The organism is Methanohalophilus profundi (genome assembly GCF_004137855.1).
GTDB lineage: Archaea > Halobacteriota > Methanosarcinia > Methanosarcinales > Methanosarcinaceae > Methanohalophilus > Methanohalophilus profundi.
The window spans coordinates 1,336,253-1,358,006 of sequence record NZ_QBKB01000002.1; the positions used below are offsets into that span (position 1 = coordinate 1,336,253).

At 43.6% G+C, this 21,754-nt stretch carries 29 protein-coding genes, 1 tRNA gene, 1 other RNA gene and 4 pseudogenes; 11 read left to right on the forward strand and 24 right to left on the reverse strand.

Annotated elements, in window-relative coordinates:
• Positions 1-11: 11 nt before the first annotated feature.
• From C9889_RS07045 to C9889_RS07050, 3 genes are read left to right on the forward strand one after another with little or no spacing between them, the layout of a single operon-like run.
• Positions 12-551, forward strand: a complete 540-nt coding sequence (locus tag C9889_RS07045; protein WP_318531557.1) for a glucose-6-phosphate isomerase family protein — start codon at positions 12-14, stop codon at positions 549-551.
• Between the two features lie 34 nt (positions 552-585).
• Positions 586-744, forward strand: coding sequence for a hypothetical protein (locus C9889_RS11295; protein WP_318531558.1), 159 nt, complete (start codon positions 586-588; stop codon positions 742-744).
• 52 nt (positions 745-796) lie between these two features.
• Positions 797-1,555 carry a DUF128 domain-containing protein gene (locus C9889_RS07050; RefSeq protein ID WP_129598250.1) on the forward strand — a complete coding sequence of 253 codons (759 nt, stop codon included), beginning with the start codon at positions 797-799 and terminating at the stop codon, positions 1,553-1,555.
• Positions 1,556-1,557: 2 nt separating this feature from the next.
• Here C9889_RS07050 and C9889_RS07055 read toward each other — a convergent pair whose 3' ends face one another.
• The gene (locus C9889_RS07055) at positions 1,558-2,925 is read right to left on the reverse strand and encodes a single-stranded-DNA-specific exonuclease RecJ (RefSeq protein ID WP_129598252.1); all 1,368 of its coding nucleotides are present in this window, start codon (positions 2,923-2,925) and stop codon (positions 1,558-1,560) included.
• Positions 2,926-2,949: 24 nt separating this feature from the next.
• Complete coding sequence (locus C9889_RS07060; protein ID WP_129598254.1) at positions 2,950-3,456, reverse strand: hypothetical protein; 507 nt, start codon at positions 3,454-3,456, stop codon at positions 2,950-2,952.
• 104 nt (positions 3,457-3,560) lie between these two features.
• Here C9889_RS07060 and C9889_RS07065 point away from each other — a divergent pair, with 104 nt between their 5' ends.
• Positions 3,561-3,740, forward strand: coding sequence for a hypothetical protein (locus tag C9889_RS07065; RefSeq protein WP_129598256.1), 180 nt, complete (start codon positions 3,561-3,563; stop codon positions 3,738-3,740).
• Positions 3,741-3,809: 69 nt separating this feature from the next.
• On the opposite strand, the gene C9889_RS07070 is transcribed toward C9889_RS07065, so the two are convergent.
• Positions 3,810-4,211, reverse strand: coding sequence for a DUF1699 family protein (locus tag C9889_RS07070; RefSeq protein ID WP_129598258.1), 402 nt, complete (start codon positions 4,209-4,211; stop codon positions 3,810-3,812).
• Between the two features lie 311 nt (positions 4,212-4,522).
• Here C9889_RS07070 and C9889_RS07075 point away from each other — a divergent pair, with 311 nt between their 5' ends.
• Together C9889_RS07075 and C9889_RS07080 are read left to right on the forward strand one after the other, a co-directional pair.
• Positions 4,523-5,194, forward strand: coding sequence for an MBL fold metallo-hydrolase (locus C9889_RS07075; protein ID WP_129598260.1), 672 nt, complete (start codon positions 4,523-4,525; stop codon positions 5,192-5,194).
• Positions 5,195-5,212: 18 nt separating this feature from the next.
• Positions 5,213-5,524 (forward strand): ribonuclease P protein component 4, encoded by a 312-nt coding sequence (locus C9889_RS07080; RefSeq protein WP_129598262.1) that lies wholly within the window; start codon positions 5,213-5,215, stop codon positions 5,522-5,524.
• 6 nt (positions 5,525-5,530) lie between these two features.
• Here the strand turns inward: C9889_RS07080 and C9889_RS07085 are convergent, their stop codons facing one another.
• The 3 genes from C9889_RS07085 to ffs all read right to left on the reverse strand — a co-directional run bounded on the left by C9889_RS07085 (position 5,531) and on the right by ffs (position 6,264).
• Positions 5,531-5,761 carry a hypothetical protein gene (locus C9889_RS07085; RefSeq protein WP_129598264.1) on the reverse strand — a complete coding sequence of 77 codons (231 nt, stop codon included), beginning with the start codon at positions 5,759-5,761 and terminating at the stop codon, positions 5,531-5,533.
• Between the two features lie 49 nt (positions 5,762-5,810).
• A tRNA-Ser gene (locus tag C9889_RS07090) sits at positions 5,811-5,895 on the reverse strand.
• 55 nt (positions 5,896-5,950) lie between these two features.
• Positions 5,951-6,264: signal recognition particle sRNA (ffs, locus tag C9889_RS07095), an RNA gene on the reverse strand.
• Positions 6,265-6,371: 107 nt separating this feature from the next.
• Here ffs and C9889_RS07100 point away from each other — a divergent pair.
• Positions 6,372-6,611: a winged helix-turn-helix domain-containing protein gene (locus C9889_RS07100; RefSeq protein WP_072360737.1), complete on the forward strand. Its 240-nt coding sequence runs from the start codon at positions 6,372-6,374 to the stop codon at positions 6,609-6,611.
• 1 nt (position 6,612) lies between these two features.
• On the opposite strand, the gene C9889_RS07105 is transcribed toward C9889_RS07100, so the two are convergent.
• The 6 genes and pseudogenes from C9889_RS07105 to C9889_RS07120 form a co-directional block, all read right to left on the reverse strand.
• Positions 6,613-7,977 (reverse strand): ATPase domain-containing protein, encoded by a 1,365-nt coding sequence (locus C9889_RS07105; RefSeq protein WP_225420026.1) that lies wholly within the window; start codon positions 7,975-7,977, stop codon positions 6,613-6,615.
• Between the two features lie 71 nt (positions 7,978-8,048).
• Positions 8,049-8,285: an exodeoxyribonuclease VII small subunit gene (locus C9889_RS07110; RefSeq protein ID WP_129598266.1), complete on the reverse strand. Its 237-nt coding sequence runs from the start codon at positions 8,283-8,285 to the stop codon at positions 8,049-8,051.
• Positions 8,286-8,417, reverse strand: a complete 132-nt coding sequence (locus C9889_RS10820) for a hypothetical protein (RefSeq protein ID WP_263853991.1) — start codon at positions 8,415-8,417, stop codon at positions 8,286-8,288.
• Between the two features lie 22 nt (positions 8,418-8,439).
• Positions 8,440-9,482: pseudogene (xseA, locus tag C9889_RS11485) on the reverse strand (exodeoxyribonuclease VII large subunit).
• 126 nt (positions 9,483-9,608) lie between these two features.
• A complete protein-coding gene (locus C9889_RS10835) occupies positions 9,609-9,731 on the reverse strand; it encodes a hypothetical protein (protein ID WP_263853994.1) in 123 nt (40 codons plus the stop codon).
• A 300-nt stretch (positions 9,732-10,031) separates the two neighbouring features.
• Positions 10,032-10,400: pseudogene (locus C9889_RS07120) on the reverse strand (ISH3 family transposase); the annotation flags it as partial.
• A gap of 174 nt (positions 10,401-10,574) precedes the next feature.
• Here C9889_RS07120 and C9889_RS07125 point away from each other — a divergent pair.
• From C9889_RS07125 to hdrB, 3 genes are all read left to right on the forward strand, one after another.
• Positions 10,575-11,330: a LolA family protein gene (locus C9889_RS07125; RefSeq protein ID WP_129598268.1), complete on the forward strand. Its 756-nt coding sequence runs from the start codon at positions 10,575-10,577 to the stop codon at positions 11,328-11,330.
• Between the two features lie 252 nt (positions 11,331-11,582).
• On the forward strand, positions 11,583-12,071 hold the full coding sequence (gene hdrC, locus C9889_RS07130; protein ID WP_129598281.1) for a CoB--CoM heterodisulfide reductase subunit C: 489 nt from the start codon (positions 11,583-11,585) through the stop codon (positions 12,069-12,071).
• Positions 12,068-12,946, forward strand: a complete 879-nt coding sequence (gene hdrB / locus C9889_RS07135) for a CoB--CoM heterodisulfide reductase subunit B (protein WP_129598283.1) — start codon at positions 12,068-12,070, stop codon at positions 12,944-12,946. Before hdrC ends, hdrB begins: the two co-directional genes overlap by 4 nt.
• Positions 12,947-12,967: 21 nt before the next feature.
• On the opposite strand, the gene C9889_RS07140 is transcribed toward hdrB, so the two are convergent.
• Positions 12,968-14,425: a DUF4139 domain-containing protein gene (locus C9889_RS07140; protein WP_225420027.1), complete on the reverse strand. Its 1,458-nt coding sequence runs from the start codon at positions 14,423-14,425 to the stop codon at positions 12,968-12,970.
• Positions 14,426-14,532: 107 nt separating this feature from the next.
• On the opposite strand from C9889_RS07140, the gene C9889_RS07145 reads away from it, so the two are divergent.
• The gene (locus C9889_RS07145) at positions 14,533-15,153 is read left to right on the forward strand and encodes an endonuclease III domain-containing protein (protein WP_129598285.1); all 621 of its coding nucleotides are present in this window, start codon (positions 14,533-14,535) and stop codon (positions 15,151-15,153) included.
• A gap of 14 nt (positions 15,154-15,167) precedes the next feature.
• On the opposite strand, the gene mtrH is transcribed toward C9889_RS07145, so the two are convergent.
• The 11 genes and pseudogenes from mtrH to C9889_RS07195 all read right to left on the reverse strand — a co-directional run bounded on the left by mtrH (position 15,168) and on the right by C9889_RS07195 (position 21,685).
• A complete protein-coding gene (gene mtrH, locus C9889_RS07150) occupies positions 15,168-16,124 on the reverse strand; it encodes a tetrahydromethanopterin S-methyltransferase subunit H (protein ID WP_129598287.1) in 957 nt (318 codons plus the stop codon).
• Between the two features lie 15 nt (positions 16,125-16,139).
• A complete protein-coding gene (gene mtrG, locus C9889_RS07155) occupies positions 16,140-16,373 on the reverse strand; it encodes a tetrahydromethanopterin S-methyltransferase subunit MtrG (RefSeq protein ID WP_072360714.1) in 234 nt (77 codons plus the stop codon).
• A gap of 1 nt (position 16,374) precedes the next feature.
• The gene (locus tag C9889_RS07160; protein ID WP_013038218.1) at positions 16,375-16,602 is read right to left on the reverse strand and encodes a tetrahydromethanopterin S-methyltransferase subunit F; all 228 of its coding nucleotides are present in this window, start codon (positions 16,600-16,602) and stop codon (positions 16,375-16,377) included.
• A gap of 5 nt (positions 16,603-16,607) precedes the next feature.
• On the reverse strand, positions 16,608-17,330 hold the full coding sequence (gene mtrA, locus C9889_RS07165; protein WP_129598289.1) for a tetrahydromethanopterin S-methyltransferase subunit A: 723 nt from the start codon (positions 17,328-17,330) through the stop codon (positions 16,608-16,610).
• A 1-nt stretch (position 17,331) separates the two neighbouring features.
• Entirely contained in the window at positions 17,332-17,655 is a 324-nt protein-coding gene (locus tag C9889_RS07170; protein ID WP_129598291.1) for a tetrahydromethanopterin S-methyltransferase subunit B, read from the reverse strand.
• A pseudogene (gene mtrC / locus C9889_RS07175) lies at positions 17,652-18,466 on the reverse strand (tetrahydromethanopterin S-methyltransferase subunit MtrC). The gene C9889_RS07170 and the pseudogene mtrC overlap by 4 nt, the downstream one beginning before the upstream one ends.
• Before the next feature lies 1 nt (position 18,467).
• Positions 18,468-19,178: a tetrahydromethanopterin S-methyltransferase subunit D gene (gene mtrD, locus C9889_RS07180; protein ID WP_373420711.1), complete on the reverse strand. Its 711-nt coding sequence runs from the start codon at positions 19,176-19,178 to the stop codon at positions 18,468-18,470.
• A gap of 5 nt (positions 19,179-19,183) precedes the next feature.
• A pseudogene (gene mtrE, locus C9889_RS07185) lies at positions 19,184-20,091 on the reverse strand (tetrahydromethanopterin S-methyltransferase subunit E).
• Between the two features lie 170 nt (positions 20,092-20,261).
• Positions 20,262-20,648, reverse strand: a complete 387-nt coding sequence (locus C9889_RS07190; protein WP_129598293.1) for a DUF5402 family protein — start codon at positions 20,646-20,648, stop codon at positions 20,262-20,264.
• A complete protein-coding gene (locus C9889_RS10475; protein WP_225420028.1) occupies positions 20,611-20,796 on the reverse strand; it encodes a hypothetical protein in 186 nt (61 codons plus the stop codon). The genes C9889_RS07190 and C9889_RS10475 overlap by 38 nt, the downstream gene beginning before the upstream one ends.
• Positions 20,780-21,685, reverse strand: a complete 906-nt coding sequence (locus tag C9889_RS07195; protein ID WP_225420029.1) for a peptidase U32 family protein — start codon at positions 21,683-21,685, stop codon at positions 20,780-20,782. Before C9889_RS07195 ends, C9889_RS10475 begins: the two co-directional genes overlap by 17 nt.
• Positions 21,686-21,754 lie beyond the last annotated feature (69 nt).

A 21,754-nucleotide genomic window follows, 5' to 3' on the forward strand; every position in this document is an offset into this window, starting at 1 on the left:
GGAGAATAATTATGTCAAATGAAATTATGTTCGGTGGGATTGAAAGGGTACCAGATGTACGTATGCTTTATGATATGGCTGAAGTTGTTTATGACAAAAAATGGCTTGAGGGCAGGGAAAATGAAGAGCTCTATTATATGTACAGGGACCTGTCCCAAAATCCTCATGATCTTGAAAAAATACAATCACATAATCTCAGGTATGATATCACAATAATACCTCCGGCAATGTTGGGAGTAGAATATGTAAAAACAGCCGGTCATTATCATCCGCAGGTACCTGGCAGCAATCTTTCCTATGCAGAAGTTTATCAGGTACATGAAGGCAGTGCTACCTATCTTCTCCAGAAAGTTAATGATGGTAAGGTTGAGGATGTTGTGGTAGTGGAAGCCAGCGCAATGGACGTGGTGGTTGTACCTCCCGGATACGGTCATATTACAATCAATGCATCGGATTCAACCCTCAAAATGGCCAACTGGGTATGTCGTGATTTTTCCTCGGTGTATGAGCCTGTAAGAAACAAAAAAAGGTGGTGCCTATTATTTACTTGAAGATGGCTTTATAAAGAATTCTGCATACTCGCAGGTGCCTGAAATACGTCATGTTAAACCTATGGATGTGCCTGAATTCGGCCTTTTCAGGAAAGAGGACATGTACGGATTGGTTGAAGATCTTTCCCGGCTGGAATTCCTGACAGTGCCTGAAAAGTATACTGATATTTTCAGTCAGATTATCAATGAGTAAACATATAAGATATTGTGTATATTTTCCATAAAAACGATTTAAAGGTGTATCAATGCAGGATAAACGTGGTGTTGTGCAGTTCACGTCTTCAAAGATCGAAGACCTTATGTTCAGGACCACATTGGACTTAAAAAGTATGGAAGGGGATATAATTGTCAACCTCTCCATTGCTGATGCGGATGATATTGTTGATGTACTGGAGTTTTTGAAGCTTACTTCCAACAGCGGCCTTTCAGTAAGTCCTTTCTTAAAGGTCCTGGAAAGCGGAGACGTTATAGGTGATCTTACCATACCGGGGGGGAAGGTAGGCATCGCTACAATGTGTAGTATGACCATAGACGGGGTCTTGCTAAAATCGGGAATTATGACAAATCCCAAATTCGGGGGAGTTGTGCAGATTCGCAATGGTCTGCCCGTCAGATTCACTGATGTCCTGACCTATGCCAGCACTACAATCGATCCTCTTGAAGTACTCATGTCGCAGGACATTACTTCTGTAACCCGAATGCTTCAGACCGGTTCGGGTAAGATTCTTGCAAACTTAAGGGAAGTCCATCTTGCAAAAAGGGATGAGATCAACAGTGTTCTTTCGGGAATGATGGATATTGGGATAAATGGTATTCTGGAAGTAGGGGATCCCAACAGCCGTGTACTGGATGTTCCTGTGGAACGTGACCATCTTGGTGTGGTGGTTATTGGCGGCACCAACCCGATGGCTATTATGAAAGAACAGGGAATCAATATCCGCACCAATGCAATGTCTACACTGATGGATATTAATTCCATGGACAAAATCGAGGACTATTTCTAACTTTAGTTTTTCTGGAATTGGCTTCCTATTATTTCATCCAGCGTATTGAGGAATTCGTTTCTGCCCGTTGCAGGTATTGTCGCTCCTGCTGCAATGTCATGCCCTCCTCCTGCGCCGTTCACGAAGCCGGCAGCATCTGACATTGCCTGTGATAGGTTGAGTCCCTTCCTGATAAGGTCCTGTGTTCCCCGCGCTGATACTTTTACACCATCATCTGAATCCGCAAAGGCAATTATTGGCTTGTCCCGTCTCCCTGCAGAAGTAATGCTCATACCGGCGATAATGCCTACAATCGTTTCTTTGATCTTGTTTCCTGCATCAAAATACTGTATGTGATCCATTTGTGTAATGCCATTTTCTTTCACAAGTTTTAGGCCGTTGACAAGATTTTGCCTGTGTTCTCCAAGAAGCTTCTTTGCATCCTCGTAAGCTTTTCCCCGTTCTCCCATGCATACTGCCAGTCCGGTCTCTGCATGGTCATAGCGTGCGGTGGCATTGAGCAGTGTGGAAAATTCGGAAGCATCCCGCATTTCCGTTCCTTCACGTTCATTGAGCAGGACATAAACTTCCCCGATCAATCTCTCAACCTTAAAGGGTTGAAGCCCGGCTTTGATACAGTGTTGCATGACCCCGGATATTATTCTCTGTTTTTCTGCAGATTCAAGATCAATCCAGCGTCTCCATCGTTCATCGCCCCCAAACCGGATATTCATGTCATGGAGAAAGCCTATGCATGCATCCTCGTCACCTGACAGGCCCGGCAGGAATGGATCAGAAGAAAATTGCAGCAGTTTATAGACCGGGCGGGTTTGTTTACCAAAAAGGGTGATATCTTTTTCATAACTCAGATGGCCGTTTTTCACTCCTTCTTCAAGTAGCAGGCGGTTAACCCCGGTCAAATGCCCTTTTTTGAGGTGTTGCATGTCTCCGATAGCACCAACCATGGCTATGTCAACCAGATCTGTATTCTGGCCTATTTCATTTGCAAGGATGTAGGTTGTTCCGGAGCCGCTTAACTGATACGATCCGTTAGCGCCGAAAAGATGAGGATTGAGGTGGTATTTCCCTTCTCCTCGGGGTTGGTGATGATCTGAAACTATGGCATTGATACCCTTTGCATTTATGCTGTCCAGCATGCCGCTTCCCAGATCTGTGAAGATTGCAAGTTGCGGATTTATGTTTGCGATGTCTTCTATGATATTGTCATCCAGCTGTTTTACAAACCTCATTTCATAATTGATACCTGCACGTTGCAGGGCTTTACATATTATTCCGGCAGAAGTCAGGCCGTCTGCGTCAATGTGGGATACTACATATACAGATTCGTGTTTCTGTATTTCTGTATTACATTCTCTTGCATGTTCTTTCATTGATCTGAGTACTTTTTCTATATGTCATTCCCCCGTTTGCATCCATTTATTTTGCTTGGCCCATTTTTCAGGTTCGATATGATATGCGTCACCCTTTCTTTCAAGCTTTGAATAAAGTTTAATTTCATCAATTGTGTATTTCAATTCTCCTGATTCGTATTTCTCCTCGATATCTTTCCAGGGGATTATATAGGCTTGCCGGGACTTCCCGGATCCCTGTCGTAATTCAACAACCAGAAAACCCGCCCTTCCTGACCTTCTCAGATATTCCGATATGCGTAGTACCTGATGTGCCCCCTTTTTGTCTATTGTAAAATGCTGACTGAAATAAAGTGCATTGGCACCCTTTTCAGTTGAAATGCTCTTGCACTCTATCCCTAAATAAAAGTCCGGGTTCAAAGAATCTACCATTACATCCAGGAACTGGGGTGTGAAACGATGTTGTTTTATGCGGTGAGCTATCGCTTTTACATTGCAGTTCTCAAAATAATCGTTGAAAGACTGCACAAGTTTCCTTTCAAATTCTGTCATAACAGCTCTTTACCACCTTTTCTGATACATTCCTTCGGTATTATTTTTATAGCTTGTCTTTATTTGCGTTAATTTCATGTATGAAGTTGAACATGTAAGTTTTCATGAGTAAAAAGAGCATTGAAATTCTGCTGGCTGTGGGTTCAGTAACCCTTTTCTCCGCTATGCTTATCCTTGTGCATTCCCTGGGAATGGAAAACGAGGGATACGGCTATGTGGTGTCACTGATGATTTTTGTAATTGTAGTTTCAGTGATAGGGCTTAAACTCCCTTCACTGGGGTAATTATATAAGACAGGTTAAAAAGAGAAAGCTGAAGATCCCTTGAAGGGATCCTTACTTCTTTTTGTAGAATCAGGAATTCTGTTTCATAAGGAATTTTATGAAATCCGGGCTTAAACGGGTTTCTTTGACCATTTTGTCTGTAATTTCATCTTCGGTAAGCCCTTCTTTCCTGTATTCTTCAATACGGTCATATACACTTCTGGAAACTTCGGAATACTCGTTTATGTCTTTTCTGTGTCCCCATACATCGCCTTCAAGTAGGTCAATACCCTGCATTTCAAGATACATTCTTGCAGAGCTGGATATTGTTCTTTTATAGGAGCTGGGTATGTGCAAAGCCTTTACGTTGGGACATTTCATCACAAGGGAAAAAATATCCGTATTGGATGGCCTGAATGCGAGGTGAATAATCTCCTCATTTTCATCCAGGGTCTCTATTTCTTCTTTAGAACTGACTACTCTTATTTTCATTTTTGGTCCCTTCTTCTTTGATGTCAATTTTTCAAGCGGTATAAAATCCTTTCAAAACTGACGTCTAATTGTATATACATTAGTTATTCTATATAAATTTTGTTAGGTCGGATTTAATTTAAATTCAAGGCGATTTGTATTAATATTTCCTGATGTTTCATTTTTAAAATGAAACTCCCATTTAATCTCTGATTAAATGTGACTGGAAAAGTTGAATTATGGGATATAAATGATGTTTTTTTTGTATTAGCTTTGATAAAAAGAAATGTTAATCAACTTACCGCCATTATATATTCACAGGAGGTTATAGGCTGAAAGCTATAGATATAGGAAAAGTGCACATTGATTGGCTGGGACATGCAGGATTCAGATTGCGAGGGGACAATGTGGTGGTATATATTGATCCCTATGATGTTAGTGGTTATATCTACTACGAAGACCAGGCCGATGTACTGCTTATCACGCATGAGCATTTCGACCATTGTTCTCCGCAGGATATTCAGAAGGTCAGGAAAAGTACGGCTACTACCCTGATTCCGACAAGTTGCAGTCTGCAGTTTAGGGGCGATGCAAGAAGAATTGAAGCCGGGGATGTCCTCAGGGATGAACTTGCAATAAAGGGATTGAATATAGAGGTAGTTGCAGCTTATAATATAGACAAATCCTTCCATCCGCGCGGTGAAGGTGTGGGTTATGTGGTTGAGTTGGAAGGTTTGCGGATATATCATGCCGGGGATACAGATTTGATCGATGAAATGGCTGCCATTGAAGCTGATGTAGTCCTGCTTCCTATAGGGGGTAAATATACTATGGATGAAAAACAAGCTGCAGAAGCAGTTTCATGTATAGGGCCAGATTATGTCATACCAATGCATTATGGAAGTGTGGAAGGAACGGACGCCGATGTGGATCTCTTTAAAAAACTTGTAGAAAAAAGAAGTGAAGCAAAGGTAATTATTCTTGAAAACAATAGGGATTCCTGAATATTAGAGGTAGTTTGTGTGTCTAAATCCCGAAAAAAGCAGAAAAATCTCATGAAGGACGTGGCAAAACAGAGAATTGAACGTCTCTTCAAGCTTGCAGAATCGTCATACAGTACACATCCTTACAGAAGTGACAGGTATGTTACACTTGCACGCAGGATAGGTATGCGATACAGGATCCGCTTGCCTGCCTCCCTTCGTAGAAGGGTGTGTCGTAGTTGTAATTCTTATCTCGTACCGGGTAGTAGTTCTAAGGTGCGGCTGAAGAAGGGAACGGTTTGTATAACCTGTCTGTCATGTGGCAGGAAAATGTGTATTCCTTACAAATAATTATTTTTAAAATGATGACATTAAGGCCTTTATAAGCAGAGCTGTAATTATGATGACAATCCCCATTGTAAGATAAATTAATACATTACGATATACTTCCTCTTTTTCAGAACCTAGCTTAATTCCCCAGTGATTGCATTTTCCCTTTGAATCACAACCACCACAGGCAGACACTTTTTCTTTTTCTTCAGGCTCTGGTCTCTGGATAACCGGGAGTTTTTTCATTTTATCTGACATGTATTAACTTTCTATGTTTTCATTGAAAAATATTTTAAACAATAATTAACGACGAGAGGGGGATTCGAACCCCCGAGGTGGCGAGCACCACAGGATTAGCAATCCTGCGCCATACCGGGCTTGGCTATCTCGTCCCGGGTAATGCACTCCATAAGCCAGTCATGTATATAAGATTTTCCTTGTATAAAGTGGCAGGCATGCTTCCGGTTGCCATCATTCTCATTTTCCAGGGGACTGTGACCTCGCCTCCACCCCGCAACCCTGAGAGCGATGTATGTTCGCGGTAAGTCTGCTCCCTTCCGGGCCTCGACCGGTTTCCGCGGTAAAGATAGAGGGCCGATTCTCCAACCAACCTCTCTAGCAACATCATCCAAACAGGACGGAGTTTCTTAGTTGAGGTCACAGGCTTGAAAATAATCCTGATGACTTCCTTCAGCTTCGTCTCCCGCATATCAGCGATTTCGGGTAACAGGTGACGCCGACCTACCCAGACTAGCCTGCCACCCTTTAATGTGGTTTGATGCTTATAAAATTATTCCCCTGCAGATGCGTTCTTCAATATTGAAGAAAGTTAATTATAGCTGTAAACTTAATATTAAATGGTGATTTTATGGAAGAAATAATGGGTTTTGTAACAGGGAATACGAATCGACAAAAACTTCTTGAAATGCTGGCTTCTAAAGGTGAACTCGAGACATCCCGTATTGCAAAGAATATGCATCTTGCACAGCCTTCTGTTAATAGACTGGTGGAAGAGCTGATGGAAAAGGAACTTGTAGTGGAAAAAGAAGGCAAGTGCAGTCTTACAGAACTTGGAACAACAATTGAGAGGAAAGTGCAAAATCTTTGATTTATATTATCTCAATTCCGCCTTCTTTTATTTCATATTCTTTTATAAGGGGTTCACTGGCGGTTCCCCTTGATTTGATTATCTGGAACTGCCTTTTCATTCCTTTTTCAGTATCTGTCTGTTTAAGCAGGATTACATTATCCATTATGAAAGATGACTCCTTGCTCCTTATTTTTTCAGCCCCGCCGAAAAGTTCCGTGGTAAACAGTGTCGTAACATTATGGCTTTTCAGGTAACCTACAAGGGAGTGCAAAAATCCTCTTCTCTTAACAGGATCTATTATTGTGATTTCCACGTTCACAAGGCCATCTATTAGCAGTCTGGCAGGTTTTTTTTCCTCTACAATATTACTTATGCGGTTGGAATATTCTGCATAACAGACGTTTTCGGTATCATAAGTGATTATACTAAGTTTTCCCTCGTCAATATAGGGTTGCAGGTCCCAGCCAAGATCACCTGTGGCTTTTATTATCTGGTCTACACTTTCGTAAAAGGTGATGATAGCACAATTTTCCCCGTTTTCGAGCCCCTGCTGAATAAATTGCCATCCCATTATGGTTTTCCCGGTGCCTGGTTCTCCTCCTACAAGAATAGAACTTCCAGCCGGAACGCCTCCATTTAACATCTTGTCAACTTCATCGATGCCAGTGTCAACTTTTTTATCTTCAGGAGCCTGTTCCTCATATTTCAGATTTGGGTATGCACTGAATCCGCGTGTGCTCACCTGATAATTGAATTTCTGGGTCATGCACTCATTACTGTAGGAGGGTTTAACTCCTGTCATCTTGAGGATTTCCATCTGGTTTGAGGTTTGCATGCCCTGGTTGGTTCTGGACAGATAAATTATTCCATCTGCAAGATGGCTGACCACATAACTGTGAATTTCATCTTTCATTAACTCGCCTGTCAAAAACACCAGGGAATTTGATTCACGCACCATTGAGTCCAGGGTGTAGAAGAAACGCCTTCTCTCCTGTTCCACAAATCCAAATCCTATGGGTGTGATAGGGTCTATTACAAGTCTGTCTGGTTTTGTGGATGATATCGTATTGTCCATTTCGATAAGAGTACTTAGCGGATCCTTTTCTGCAATCGGCCTGTTAATCTCATGTACTTCCACGGATTCATCCAGAAATTCAAAAGTGGAGAGGTACATCTTCAGCCGATCGGAATTTTCCGTTGTAATTGGTATATACAGGGTTTTTTCGCCGGCTTTTGCTGCATTTGACAGCATCTGCAGTGCCATGGTTGTCTTACCTACACCAGCTGTCCCCGCAATAAGAATGATCGAAGGGGACTTGAAACCACCCACGATTTCGTCCATGCCATCAATATGACAGGGGATTTCCCTCAATTCACTCATCATAAGTTCTTATGAATAAAGAATTACTTATACTTTCTTGATTTCGTTATGCATAGAAGTTAAACATGCTTGTTTCATCTTTGCTGTTCTAAATCACAGGTCTCAATTTCTTCGTTTCTTTCTATGAGTTGCTCTATGCGTTGTTCAGCTTCTTGCAAAATGTGATTGCAGATGCCTGCAAGTTTTATTCCTCTCTCGAACATTTCCATGCTTTCCTGGAGGGAAATCTGTCCGTTTTCAAGTTTTTCCACAATATCCTCGAGTTCGAGCAGGCTATCCTCAAAGTTTTTGTTTTCAGTGTTTGATGACATTTAGCATCCCTCATCCAAATTTTCTTTATGCTCCACCCTGCAGCACCCGTCCCTGAATTTCAATTGTAAACTCTGCCCCTTCTCAATATCAATAATACCGGTTATGGTTCCCCCCTCCTCGGACTGTGCCACACAGTATCCACGTTCAAGAGTATTAAGGGGACTTACGGCATTCAATCGCCCCGCAAGCGCCGAGTTCTGCAACTTTAGTTTGCAGTATATATTCTGTTCTGGATGCCAGGCGATATGTCACCTCATCCAGATGTTGGGTGCGCTGGTTGAGCAGTTCCCTGTATCTATCAGGACTAATTCGGCCTGAAAGGTATTCAAGATGTTTTTTCTGGTTTTGAATCTGAGTTTTGAGTGCAGATTCCATTCTCTGCCTGAGGCCATCGACGTGCCTTGCCATTTCTGTCCTGTCGGGCACTGCAATTTCTGCGGCTGCTGAGGGGGTGGGTGCACGCACATCTGCTGTAAAATCTGATATTGTGAAATCAGTTTCATGCCCGACCGCCGATATAACCGGTAGTCTGGAATTGTAGATAGCACGTGCCACCTTTTCTTCATTGAATGGCCACAGGTCTTCAAGGGAACCTCCTCCCCTGCCGGCAATAATGAGGTCTGCATCTGTACGATTGAGCAATTCCAGGGATCTTATAATGCTATCTGCGGATGCTCTCCCTGGACAGTTGTCGGACAGAGCAGGATATCTGCAGGATAGCGTCTCTGTAGTACATGCAGTATGTCGTGTATAGCTGCACCCGTGGCAGATGTGGCTACTCCTATCTTGCGGGGATAACGGGGGAGGAGTTTTTTGTGTTCGGGAGCAAACAAACCTTCTTCTTCAAGTCTTTTTTTGAGTTGTTCGAATGCTTTATATAATTCACCCACGCCATCCGGGCGGATGTCCAGCACCTGTAGCTGGTATTGTCCACGGACAGTGTAAACATTTACCGATCCAAAAACCAGCACTTTCATATCCTTTTCAGGCTCAAATTTTAATTTGCGGTTTGTGGAGCGAAAACTGACACAGCTTACCTGGCTTGATTCGTCCTTTATAGAAAAGTAGTAATGGCCGGATCGGTGTTTTGTGAGGTTGGATATTTCTCCTTCGACCCAGATTTGCTGCAGGGCTCTTTCAGAAGTTAACACGTTTTTGATATAGTCGTTCAGCCCGGTTACAGTATAGATGCCCATCGTATTCTCCCCGCTGATATATGCAAATCATGCTATTATAAATTGGTGCAGGCAGGATGAAAGTATTTGGATGTCTACAATATCCATAAAAAAGTAAAATAAAGCAGTGATTAGCTGCTTTTTAATTCATTTTTGCTGCTTTTTATCCCTGTATTTTGTGACAACTGAAGGGTCGTTTTCATCTGTTGCAACTAACCTGCCACTTTCAAGAGCTCTGTCAACTGCCAGTTTGCCCGTATCGCTGCGCACAATCTTTCTTATCGTGCCAGGTATCTGTTACTTTTGTCCCAAACCCAGTTGAGTCTATTGCAAATTCAGTTTCTACTGCTGAAAAGGGTTCACTGGTCTTTTCAATCAGATATGTGAGGAGTGGGGTCAAATTTGGATCTCGTAGATATTTAGATACCGTATTATAGTGAGGAAGATGTTCGATATATCCATCATCATGTGCTCTCTCACCATGTGACTCAAATCTCCTGCCAGAAATTGTCGAATATACCTTCAGTAGTTCTCTAATTTTCCCTCCATCTTGTTCCTGCCACTATTGAATTACCTTAAACACTGCACTACTAGCTGAATCTTTAACTTTCTCCTAAGCCATTCTTCAACAAACAGAATAAACCTTGCAAACCTGAACTTGTCTTCATCAATAGTTATTGGACCTGGTTTTACGATTGTAAAATGCTTTTTCTGGAGATATAGCCATACATTTCTGAGCAGGAATGATATTATTGTAAAGAAATATCTGAAAGTTACATCTTTTGTTGATGTCCTTGGTTTAACAATATTTCTCATCCTGTAAGATGATTCGATGGAAAACCGCCTTCTGTAAACATTACTAACCTTCCTTGGAGGCCACTTAACTCCATAAACAACAAACCCAAGGTTTTCACATCCGTATTTGCCTCTTTTACCTTTGGCGGCGTTCTCACCGCATATAAATCTATCGGGGGGTGTTGTTAAGTTCAGGTGCTCAAAATTAGCTAAGTACTGAAATTGCATATAGCCAGAATCATATTTTATATTTTTAATAATTAAGTTAATTTTTTATATCTTTGAATAGTTCTATTCCATAACACATGGAGTGGAACTATGAGTACACAAAAATTAACAGTTATTTTACTAGTATCATCTCTCCTGCTTTTATCTGCAGGATGTATTGGTGAAGATCTTACAGCTGAACAGATAGCTGAAGAATACAAACAAAATACGGCAAATATTGAAGACTATTCTGCTACTGTTTACACGACGATGTATATGGGTGAGCAGAAAATGACAACAGTAACTTCAATAGCTCAAAAACTGCCTGATAAAATGAAAGTCGTTACATTGCAAGCCGAACAGGGCGAAGGCACAACAATTGTGTCTAATGGTGAAACGATGTGGACATATTACCCAAATCAAAATCTTGTGACGAGTATGAAAGTTGAATCAATAGAGAACAACTATGATCCAAGTCAAATGGATTATGCCAACATGATCCAGAATCTTATGGATAAAAATGACATCACGTTTGATGGGGTGGATAGTATTGATGGTAGATCCTGTTATGTAATACACATGAATCCCAATGATGATACAGAATTTGGTTTTAATGTTGACATAAAAGCATGGATCGATAAGGAAACATGGATGATGTTGAAATATGAGTTCTATGACGAGGACGGTAATCTCATGATGGTCTCTGAATATAAAGACCTTGAAGTCAATACAGGAATCCCTGATTCAGAATTCGTATTTAATATTCCAGAAGGTGCGAAGGTCGCTACATTCGAGAGCTTTGCCGAATTCGTTGCCGAGGAAATGCCTCTGGAGGAAGAACAACAAGTATCAGAATCGATGGAATGAGAAAGATATTTCCTCAAATTCTATTTTAAGGTAAATTATCTTCAAACAACCAAAGGTATTAGAAGTTGTTAATTCCTTGAGTTTATGGTCAACTGTATCACTTTGTGGTCAAATAGCTGAGTTTGTGGTCAAGTGGACTTTAGAGGCAAGCCCGGTAGCGATATTTTATAATAAAAAATCAAACCAAAATTACAGGAAAAGCCTCATCTTTATAACAAATGAAAATCTACTTCCGGGTAGGTGAACATAATCATGGCAGGTGCCCCTTCAATAGAGGAGGTTATAGAGGATTTCAATGTCCTGAAATGTATGCAGTGTGGCGTATGCAGTGGGAGTTGTCCCTCTGGCAGGCAGGCCAGTCTGAATGTCAGGCGACTTGTACGTAAGATTGGTAGAGATCATGCAGCCATCTCCGATGAATCCCTTTGGATGTGCACGACGTGCTATAACTGTCAGGAGAGATGTCCCAGGGGTATTGAAATTGTGGATGCTATACTTGCTATGCGAAGTATTGCTGCCCATGAGGGGCTGATTCTGGAGCGACACAGGCATGTGGCCAATCTGCTTCAGGAACATGGCCATGCTGTGCCTATTGATAATGCTCACAAAGAAAAACGCATACAATTGGGTCTGAATTCCCTGCCTTCAACGGTCCACAGCCACCCCGATGATCTGAAGGATGTAAAGCGCCTGCTTTCAAGTTGTGGTTTCGGGGAAATTACAGGAGGGGAGGCCCAATGAAAATATCCCTGTTCCTGGGATGTCTTGTACCCAACCGTTATCCCGGAATCGAAAAAGCTACAGGTATTTGCCTTGAAAAACTTGGTATTGACTGGAAAGAGCTGGAAGGTGCATCCTGCTGTCCGGCACCCGGTGTTTTCCGCTCATTCGATGAATCCACCTGGCTAGCCCTGGCTTCCAGAAACATCACATCGTCGGAAACGGATGGCAGGGATGTCCTGACAATCTGTAACGGTTGTTATGGATCCCTGGCTGATGCAAATCTTAAACTGAAAAATAGCCCTCTCCTGAAAGAGCAGGCTAACAGTCACCTGTCGCAAATCGGGTGTCATTTTGACGGTACCGTTGATGTACGCCACATCATCGAATTCCTGTATTCTGAAATAGGTGTGCAAGAAATAAAAGAAAAAATTGTAAGGCCCCTGGATCTGAAAGTTGCCGTACATTACGGTTGCCACATGCTCAAACCTTCATCAAGCAGGGCTACCTCCAGTGTTGAGCGTCCTTATGTTTTTGATGAACTGGTGGAAGCGCTGGGTTGTACAAGTGTGGATTATCCAGATAAAATGGAATGCTGCGGTGCCGGTGGCGGTGTCAGGTCTGCTCTGGGCGAAACGGCCCTTGCAATAACCGAACATAAACTAGGTAAGATTGAAGGGGCAGATGTAGACTGCATCGTGGAAGCGTGTCCTTTCTGTCACATGCAGTTTGATGCGGGGCAGGTATCCCTTGCAGGCAAAGGCAGGGAATTTGGCATCCCGGTAATTCACTATTCCCAGTTACTGGCCCTTTCATTGGGATATTCTCCAGAGGATGTCGGTATAAATCTCAATGAAATGGATTGTTCTGATTTCTGTAATTTACTTAGTAAATAAAAAAGACTGAGCGCCCTGCGCTCAGTAACTGTAGAGGGAGGTGTAGGTAACTTCCACATCCCCTTCGGTAGGCACTTCTACCTTGAATTCGATGGTATTTGCATCCTGCTTGGTGTAGGGATGGGATGATTCGGTGATTTCCCAGTCTCCATAGAGGCGTTCTACTATCACAACTTCCTCGGTTGTTTCCTTGTAGTTGGAAATCGTGATCTTGTTCGTGGTTCTGTACCTGTTTGTACCAATTCTCTCATAGTCGACCTGTTCCCTTTCACCGGTCACATCAAATGCATATCCAGCTGTAAGCCGGATGTTGTCTCCTACCGGTGTATGGTCTATACTGTCCTCGCCTGCAAACTGGAGCTGGCCACCGCTGTCAGGCTGGTAGAGTTTTGCAACTCCTGCAGGCAACGGCACTCCTGGGCCCTCTTCTTTTGAATTGTCCAGGGTGAAACTGATGCTGACCCTGTCACCATTCCAGCTGTTGTAAACCAGCTCTTTTTCCACAGGCACATTGTCCTTTGAGAAAAGAGAGATCTGTTTGGATTGCTTATCCTGCAGGCTGGACTGGCGGTTCAAGGTGTACATGTGGTATTCTGAAAAACTTTCCCGGTCAAAGGAACCTGCAGCGGCTTCTTCTGCAACGGGGACTTCATATGACACAGAATCATAGGCTTTTTGTGCAGACTGCCTGTTAATGTCGCCTGCCATCAGTTTGATTGTTGCATCCTCAAATGATGTACCTGCATTGTTATCTATATTGACCCATCCCTCGATATCAGCCGTTGTTTCGTCAGCATCGGTCTTGATAACATAGCTGGCATCCCATCCAATTCCGTTTGTGATATATGATGTGAGCATCTCCACATTACCGGAAATGGGTGAATACAGTTGCCATATAAGAGTTGGGCTTGTGAGCAGGTCTCCTGAATCTGGATATTCAATCCTTGAAGTTTCGGACAGGCTTATGACACCCTCTGTTGTCTGCAGTATCAATCCGTCCCTGTAACTCAGAAGGGTTCCTGTATACTGTTTCCCATCGGCATCGTATACCGTTATTTCCCTGCCTGTATACGTTTCCAGCAGGCCGGACTTACTGGCGACGTCATAGCGGTATGTCTGTTCGATAACCGAGATGCCATTGTCACCAGTATCTTCCAGGATGACGGAGGATGGTTCAATCCTTGTAGGCACATCCGAATAGCGGATGTAATTATAACCTTCTTCCAGCTGTGCCTGCCTTTTTTCTTTGATAAGGGCAAAGTTGCCGGAGTAGATTGTCAGCTGGAGCCCATTGTTTGTATTTTCCATAGCTGTCATTTCCATCAGTTCTTCAAAGGAACCCGAAGTTGATGCCACGGAAGGCTGTACAGGCTGTTCTTTATCGTCGTTTCCGGATGTATTGTATGTCGCCACCGAAAAAGCGATAGACAGCACAACAATTGCCATTAAAGCATAGAGTAACATCTTGTTCTGCTTCATAAAAGATAATAGTTATGACAGTTATAAGTAATTGCCTTTAACTTCGAATTCATTTGAAGCCTTTCCATCAGGCAAATCTTATTATTTTGTATAACATTGGATAGTCCATGGACACGGAAGAAATATTCGACAGGTTGAAACCCCTTTATTCCCATGAATACTTTTCCACCGAAAGGGATCCTTTCTACATATTGGTATCAACTGTTCTTTCCCAGCGCACAAAGGATGAAGTTACAGAAGTTGCTTCCAGAAGACTTTTTGAGTACTATTCCACTCCTGTCCAGATGTTGGAAGCAGATATAGAAAATATTGAAACCCTTATCAGGAATGTGGGTTTTTACAGGGTGAAAGCCGGCAGGATTAAAGAGATTTCTCAGATACTCATAGATGAATATGATTCACAGGTCCCTGCTTCCATTGATGAGTTACTTAAACTGCCCGGGGTTGGAAGAAAGACCGCAAATTGTGTACTCTCCTATGCTTTTTTGGAAAAAGCAATCGCAGTGGATACTCATGTGCACAGGATATCAAACAGGCTGGGTCTTGTGGAAACCTCGACCCCTGAACAGACAGAACTTGAATTGCAGAAACAGGTTCCTGTAGCCCGCTGGAGGGAAGTTAACGAGCTATTTGTCCAGTTTGGTAAAACGGTGTGCAAACCGCTGTCTCCGGCTTGTGAGGTTTGTGCAATAGAAAATTTGTGTGCTAAAAAAGAAAAGAAAAAGTAAAACTGGTCGTAAAATCAGACCAGTTTGTTGATTGGGTGGTTCTCGTCTTCGATCTCAAGACCGAGTTCCTTGGCATTTTCTGCAAGGATGATATCGGTCATTGCAGTTGCCGGGAACACGGTGTTTGTGTTCTCGATTGGACCGAAAAGCTGGAAGTTGGATCCGAGGATCTGTGGCACAAGGTTTGTACCAATATCGGAAGGCATGTAGATTGCCTTACGCTGTTCCTTGGTCTCGAACTGTTTCTTGTATGTTTTCATCCAGTCCCATGCTGAAGCCATGTTGTGGTAACCTCCGCCTACAGGCAGGCCAAAGTGGCCCTTTACAGCAATTACTGCACGGATAGAGGAACCGGCACCGGCACCAAGGGGAGTTGCTGCAACATCGACAAGTGGTTTTGTGATTCCACAGTCTTTGGCGATATCAAGCATACCCTGTGTCTGGCCGGATGCACCTTTTTCGAGTACTTCGATCTTACCCTTAAGGGTGGGGTCAACTGCATTGAATGCAAGTACGATGGATGCTTCAATGTCACTTCTCTTGACCGCTTCGATCTCTTCTTCGTGGATACTGGCGTTGATGGAGTTGTAGATTGCCCTGTCAGCAACACCGATCTCTGTGACATAATCAGCTGCTGCAGCACGGACGTCCCCTGCTGAAGAATCTATCAGGAACGGAGTCTTTTCATCGTACTCAACAAACCAGTCTATGTATTTTTTGATGGCTTCCGGGGTCTCTCCCACAATCTGGTTGACACAGGGGTTTCCTGTGGTTTCTGCCATCTCGAGTATGTTGTCCCAGAGTTTTTCTGCTGCTGGTCTGTCGAATTCTCCTGTATCTTCGTCAGTGACAATGTTGTGCCTATTGTAGAACATTGACCCGACCAGGATGGTTGGGTATTGGCCGGGCTGTCCGCCGAACTTGACATTTCCGACCTCGAATACTTCCTGTTTCTTATCAAATTTGAACATGTTATTACCTCTATTTTAGAAAAGTATCGGTGATATCGAGATATAGAGCAAGAACATCAATATGCCTGCAACTGCTCCATAGAGTATTCCTATATCCCTTCCTACTTTCTTGCCTATCTTCTGTGTGATTTCACTGTTGGCAAACTCGATTTTCTCGTCTATATCATTGAGTTTCTTGAGTATTTCATCAAAATCTTCCGAGTCCACCACTACGGCTGGAATATTGTTACTCGCCTGTTCGTCAGCCATCTTAAATCACCTGCCATACCAATAGTGGTAGTATGATAACCATTATCAGTGCAAAAAGAAATCCGATTGTAAAACCGACGATTCCTGCGGCTGATACACCGGAATCAAGTTTTTGGCTCCTGGAAATCAGCTGGGCCCTGTAACGGATATCTTCGACCACTCGATCAATGGCGCCCATTTTTGGTTCAATGACCATTGGCACGCCTTTTCCATATTCTTCTTCCGCCATATCATTCACCTCCCGAATAATATCAGGCCAAGCAGGGACAATGTAATGGTAAGTCCGATCATTATTCCTTCAATCTTGCCTGCGTGGACACCGGCATGGAATTTATTGAACTCTCCGATCCTGGCCATTTCCCTTTCGATATCAAGGATCCTGCCACGAATTACAGAGATTTCAGATGCCATTGGTTTAAGGCCACCGACTTCTTCTTCCTCTTCTTCTTCACCGCCGACTTCTATCACAAGAGCATCTGCATCAAAAGCATCTGGGTCCTTGGCTGCAAGTTCCTTTATCTTGGCGGTGATAGCTCCCATGTCTTCAGTACCAATAAGATCGATATATTCGATCTGTTCCTGATACCTCTGTACAGCTTCTTCGGTCAGGTTCTCCACATAGGGAATAGCACCTGTAGCACCCACAATCCTGTTTTCACTGACACCGTTTTTGTGCAGCATTACGAATGCTTCACCGGTTATGTGTCCCTTTACTTCAGATCCGGTTACAACCAGATACCTGATATTGGGGTTTGCAATAATATGGAATACAACTTTTTCCAGACCCAGATTCTCTGTCTTACAGGGGCCTGCAATAGAAGCTCCTGCATCCAGCATGGGTTGCCCCTCCAAGTGTGAACCCAGAGTAATTACTGCAACACAGTTTTCCGGGTCTCCTACGTCGTATTCTCCCTTGAGGATTGGCCATCCGGGTGCTGGTTCTCTTTTTTCTGCCATTTTACAATCCTCCGCTCATGCTAAGCATGTAGATCACAATTGCCAGAATTCCTGAGAACACCAGTCCTACAATGACACCATAGAACAGGTTACTGTAGATACCGGCACTGTATGATGTATTTTCTCTTCCCGGGAAGGAACTGAGAAGTGGCCTGTCCGGGGCGAGGGAATTTACAAGGTCATCTGCGATCTTATCAAGGTCATCTATTCTTTCCATTACTGGATCCATGGAATATGCAATAACATCATCACGTTCTGCTGCAAGCAGGGATGACATTGGGTCCAGTACTAAATGCACTTCAGGGGCAACATGTACCATGCTCATTCCGATTCCTCCTCTTCCTTTGGCAGGAGACCTGTTCCAACCACATCATATGCGTCCCTGACAACATACTTGCTGTACTGGCTGAAAGAAACATACCATATGGCCAGTCCGATAACGATTGTGGGAGCAGCGGATGCACCGGCTGAAACTGCGAGACGATACCGGCCATTACCATTGCTATAGCACCTTTTTCGAATGCAGTGGAAAGAGTCCTGTCCTGTTTTTCATCGGGTCCCAGATTTGCATTGAACGGGTGAAGGATTGCAATACCTGCAACGATGAAAATCAATGCGATGTAACCTGTAGCAATTACCTCTGTCAGAATCACGTCAAACATGAAAGTGCCTGTCATGGCTGTACTGAGACCTACAATAGCCAGAGTACCTGCACCTGCGATCTCTGTCATGGACTGTTCCATTATGGGAATGCCCATTCCAATTATTCTGTTGGCAAGGGCACCGATGACAAGGCCGATTACCATTGCGGTTACGAAAGCAACTACGGGTCCGGCAATACCTCCGATTGCGAGGCCAAAAATTGTTGCCACGACTCCCATACCCAGAGCAAGCATTCCGATTGAAGGTACGCCTGTACCAAGTCCATAATTTGCTACCCTGCGTACTGCAGCTGCGCCCCATACGATGGCACAGATTGCGCCGAGGGCGCCTATGAATGAGAAAGCCGGTCCTGCAAACTGTACCATGAAATAACTCAGGTAGATTGCGATAAGTCCGCCTGCTGCTCCGAAAGCGATAAGTTTATTCTGGGGAATTGCCTCTGCGGCGCCTCCTCCACTTCCTCCTGCAGACATTTTACAGACCTCCTATTGTAATTACACTTACAATTGCACACATAAATGTGACAATTAAAGATGTTACTACTGCTTTTGGCCACTTCTTGAATTTAGGATCATGGAATCCTTCGATTGTACCTCCTATGTTGTAGGACGGTATTACTGCGTTGACGAAGAAAATTCCCACAGCGAAAATAGCTGCAAGACCCACAAAGTCTGCTGAAGCCATGCCGTTTGCAATACTCATCAGGGAATAATATACAAGTGCACCGCCGATACCACCCAGGCCTCCTCCAATGATACCACTTACAAATGATACAGTTGGAAGACCGTGTCCTTCGGTACCCTGTGATACATAGATATCCTGTCTGTCCTTTGTGATTGGGTCATAGTCGACCTTTGCTGAAGCAGGGGGGACACCTACACCGTAGACATATACAAGGTTTCCGACCATCATAGTTACTCCAATCATAATCATTGCACCGACCATGCCGGCTGCAAGGATCAGGGCCATACTGTCTGTCAGGTTAAGCATTGCGCCTGCTGTCACAAGTCCTGTAAGACCTGCACCGGCAGCGAGCTGTACTGTACCTGTTCCAATTCCTGTAGCCTGGGCCATCGCTGCGGGTGCACCACCCACAGGTACGAAGTGTACACTTCCTGATACGAGAACTCCTCCAAGTGTGATGAGGATCACGTATAGGAAATTGGCTGCCAGTACTCCTGCAATATCTATCATGCAGTCACCTCTTCATCTTCTTTGTACGGACCGTACTGGTTACGTGCGAATACTTCCAGTCTGCGGTTCCATAATATCAGGATAAGTATGATTGCCAGTCCGGCGACTATTGACAGCCAGCCGATATTGGCACCCATTGAAGGGTCAAATATTGTAGTAATCCAGCCGCTGAGGAATACGGTCATACCAAAAGCGAGTCCGGTTACAGGGCCGCCGAATTTGGCACAGAACCATGAATTATCGATACCGTTTCTCAGTCCGCATTCTGCTTTCCTCACGATGTTACCGGAGTTTGCAGCGTTAAGCCCGGATCCGAATTCCACATTCTGGAATTCACGCTCTGCACCATAGTGTACATCCCCTGTGGAAGAACCGATTGCTCCTACTGTGATACCCCATATGAATGCAAGCAGGGTAAGTGGGAAAGGATGTCCGAGAACAGATGTCATGAGATATGACACTACAAGGATACAAAATGTGGTAATGTAGGCAAATCCCATCATAACAGGTACGTGTGAACGGACCATATCTAGATATATGGGCTGTCTGAATCTTTTCTGGCTTGCGCTCCTTCCCAAATATGCAGTTGTGCAGTATGTGCCGTGTATACCGGCTGCAATGAGGGCTCCAACTGCGATGGCAAAGACCACTGACATACTGTAGGCGCTCATAAGCACCGATGCAGATGCACCTCCGACCGCTGCCAGTAAGGCATTGGAGGGTGGTTCACCTGAAATGGCTTTGTTAAAAATCCTGTGTGGATACATCATCTGGGGTGCCAGCTGTACCTGGGAGTTCGGGTTACTCTGAGAACCGACGTCGATTCCAGATCTTCCGATGCACCGGCGATAGTTGCCGCTGCACCCATTAGTGCCAACACACCCATTCCTATGAGTGGTTCCATATCTTTTATCCTCCTTTTTTAGTTAATTGTAATAAATCCATGTATTGTTGCAGGACAACTCTTTGGAGTTTGTTCCGTATGTTATGAATTATAACATAGACTCATCTAAGGTGGGTTTGGATTATTTAATATAATTCATAAACCTTTCGGATTTGTCTCCCGGAATCGATTTATTTGTTCTTTTCGAGTTTGAGAATATATATGTCAGGACGGGGCTGTTTCCCCTCGCCTCTTGCAAAATCCCTGTAACAGCGGCCGCAGAGCATTCTTGCATTGAGTGAAGCTACTTCTGCTGTGCCGGGTATCAACCTGGCAAAAAGGAAAGACGGTTGTATCTCAAGTTTTAGGGTAGCCTCTTCCAGAAACTTAAGGATATGTTCTTCGAATACTTCGATATCATCTACCGTAAAACCCCTTCTATTTATAGTAGCACCGCTGCAGCCACAGGGCAGTGCGAAAGCATCCAATTCAATCAGATAAACGGGAATTCCTAACAGGTTTCTCAGATTATCCTCAAGTTCAGTGCGTACTTTCAATAGGGAGTCGGTAATTGTCATGATATGTCCTCTGGATTTCGAATGGAAGATAATTTCTTTCTTCCATCTTCAGTCTGAATTTCAATAATATCTTCTGCCAGACGCTTGCAGTACCCGCATTTATGGCAATTCTTGTCACATTTTTCCATTGCTCAATGGCACCCTTCAAGATCCCTGTTAGCCACGTAGAATGTATCTTTCAGGTCTTTTATGCTGTCAAGCAGATCCAGAAGGTTTCCTTCATAGGATTCGTTATAGTAGGCATTGACATTGTTAAGGATCCATTCTACAAAATGAGTTCTTCCGCCAATCTTGAACATGTCCGTTATGTGTTTGTATTCACTCAAGTCCTCAGGACGTATCCAGGGCGATTTGATGATCTGTCCTGGATTGCGAATACGTAGCGAGAGGCATTTGTAATAATAGTAATCGTCTATGACATTGGGTTTGGGGCCCGGGCCGTTGGCGTGCGAGAAAAAGTTGAAATGGGCATACCTGAACGGGCACTGGTAAAGACATGCTTCGTTTACCAGAAGTTTCAGATTGCCTGATGTAACATCTTTTATGGCTTCAAGTTTTCCAAAATCCCTGTTTACCACGGGATCAACAACAATGGTGTCTGCCCCCAGTCCTTCATAGAATTCAGCTTTTTGTGGAGAGTCTACAAAAGAAAGTACTGATACAACTGTTTCCATGTCGTATTCATGGGCAATCATTTCTATGAGATAGGGGTCTGCCACAGTAAGGGAATCTATCCCTATATCATTGAGCCTGTCCAGATACCATCCTATAGCCCTGTACCCCTCAGGTGTAAGCTGCTGGCCTCCCATGCAGGAACTGTTGAGCACCATGTCGATCTTAACACCCTTCTCATGGGCGTATTCGGTTTGTTCTGCTATGGATTCCATAGTGGGCGCACTCAGGTTTGTCCTGCCGGTACCAATATAATCAGGTGAGCCCGCCATGTAGACAGAATGTATTTTGGATGGATCTGCAAGCAATTCCTGCAAACCTTCCATGTGGCCCACATGCGGCACGTAGAGTTTCATCGCTGGCATTTATCCGATATTTACAATAAGTATTTTGCTATCTTTGCCTTACCAAAAGGATTATTTATTGCTTGCAGA

Excerpts from the sequence above, each read along its gene's own strand:
- C9889_RS07045 (WP_318531557.1), top strand. The coding sequence starts at position 12 with ATGTCAAATGAAATTATGTTCGGTGGGATTGAAAGGGTACCAGATGTA.
- C9889_RS07050 (WP_129598250.1), top strand. The coding sequence starts at position 797 with ATGCAGGATAAACGTGGTGTTGTGCAGTTCACGTCTTCAAAGATCGAA.
- C9889_RS07055 (WP_129598252.1), bottom strand. The coding sequence starts at position 2,925 with ATGAAAGAACATGCAAGAGAATGTAATACAGAAATACAGAAACACGAA.
- C9889_RS07060 (WP_129598254.1), bottom strand. The coding sequence starts at position 3,456 with ATGACAGAATTTGAAAGGAAACTTGTGCAGTCTTTCAACGATTATTTT.
- C9889_RS07065 (WP_129598256.1), top strand. The coding sequence starts at position 3,561 with ATGAGTAAAAAGAGCATTGAAATTCTGCTGGCTGTGGGTTCAGTAACC.
- C9889_RS07070 (WP_129598258.1), bottom strand. The coding sequence starts at position 4,211 with ATGAAAATAAGAGTAGTCAGTTCTAAAGAAGAAATAGAGACCCTGGAT.
- C9889_RS07085 (WP_129598264.1), bottom strand. The coding sequence starts at position 5,761 with ATGTCAGATAAAATGAAAAAACTCCCGGTTATCCAGAGACCAGAGCCT.
- C9889_RS07100 (WP_072360737.1), top strand. The coding sequence starts at position 6,372 with ATGGAAGAAATAATGGGTTTTGTAACAGGGAATACGAATCGACAAAAA.
- C9889_RS07105 (WP_225420026.1), bottom strand. The coding sequence starts at position 7,977 with ATGATGAGTGAATTGAGGGAAATCCCCTGTCATATTGATGGCATGGAC.
- C9889_RS07110 (WP_129598266.1), bottom strand. The coding sequence starts at position 8,285 with ATGTCATCAAACACTGAAAACAAAAACTTTGAGGATAGCCTGCTCGAA.
- C9889_RS07125 (WP_129598268.1), top strand. The coding sequence starts at position 10,575 with ATGAGTACACAAAAATTAACAGTTATTTTACTAGTATCATCTCTCCTG.
- hdrC (WP_129598281.1), top strand. The coding sequence starts at position 11,583 with ATGGCAGGTGCCCCTTCAATAGAGGAGGTTATAGAGGATTTCAATGTC.
- hdrB (WP_129598283.1), top strand. The coding sequence starts at position 12,068 with ATGAAAATATCCCTGTTCCTGGGATGTCTTGTACCCAACCGTTATCCC.
- C9889_RS07140 (WP_225420027.1), bottom strand. The coding sequence starts at position 14,425 with ATGAAGCAGAACAAGATGTTACTCTATGCTTTAATGGCAATTGTTGTG.
- C9889_RS07145 (WP_129598285.1), top strand. The coding sequence starts at position 14,533 with ATGGACACGGAAGAAATATTCGACAGGTTGAAACCCCTTTATTCCCAT.
- mtrH (WP_129598287.1), bottom strand. The coding sequence starts at position 16,124 with ATGTTCAAATTTGATAAGAAACAGGAAGTATTCGAGGTCGGAAATGTC.
- mtrG (WP_072360714.1), bottom strand. The coding sequence starts at position 16,373 with ATGGCTGACGAACAGGCGAGTAACAATATTCCAGCCGTAGTGGTGGAC.
- C9889_RS07160 (WP_013038218.1), bottom strand. The coding sequence starts at position 16,602 with ATGGCGGAAGAAGAATATGGAAAAGGCGTGCCAATGGTCATTGAACCA.
- mtrA (WP_129598289.1), bottom strand. The coding sequence starts at position 17,330 with ATGGCAGAAAAAAGAGAACCAGCACCCGGATGGCCAATCCTCAAGGGA.
- C9889_RS07170 (WP_129598291.1), bottom strand. The coding sequence starts at position 17,655 with ATGAGCATGGTACATGTTGCCCCTGAAGTGCATTTAGTACTGGACCCA.
- C9889_RS07190 (WP_129598293.1), bottom strand. The coding sequence starts at position 20,648 with ATGACAATTACCGACTCCCTATTGAAAGTACGCACTGAACTTGAGGAT.
- C9889_RS07195 (WP_225420029.1), bottom strand. The coding sequence starts at position 21,685 with ATGCCAGCGATGAAACTCTACGTGCCGCATGTGGGCCACATGGAAGGT.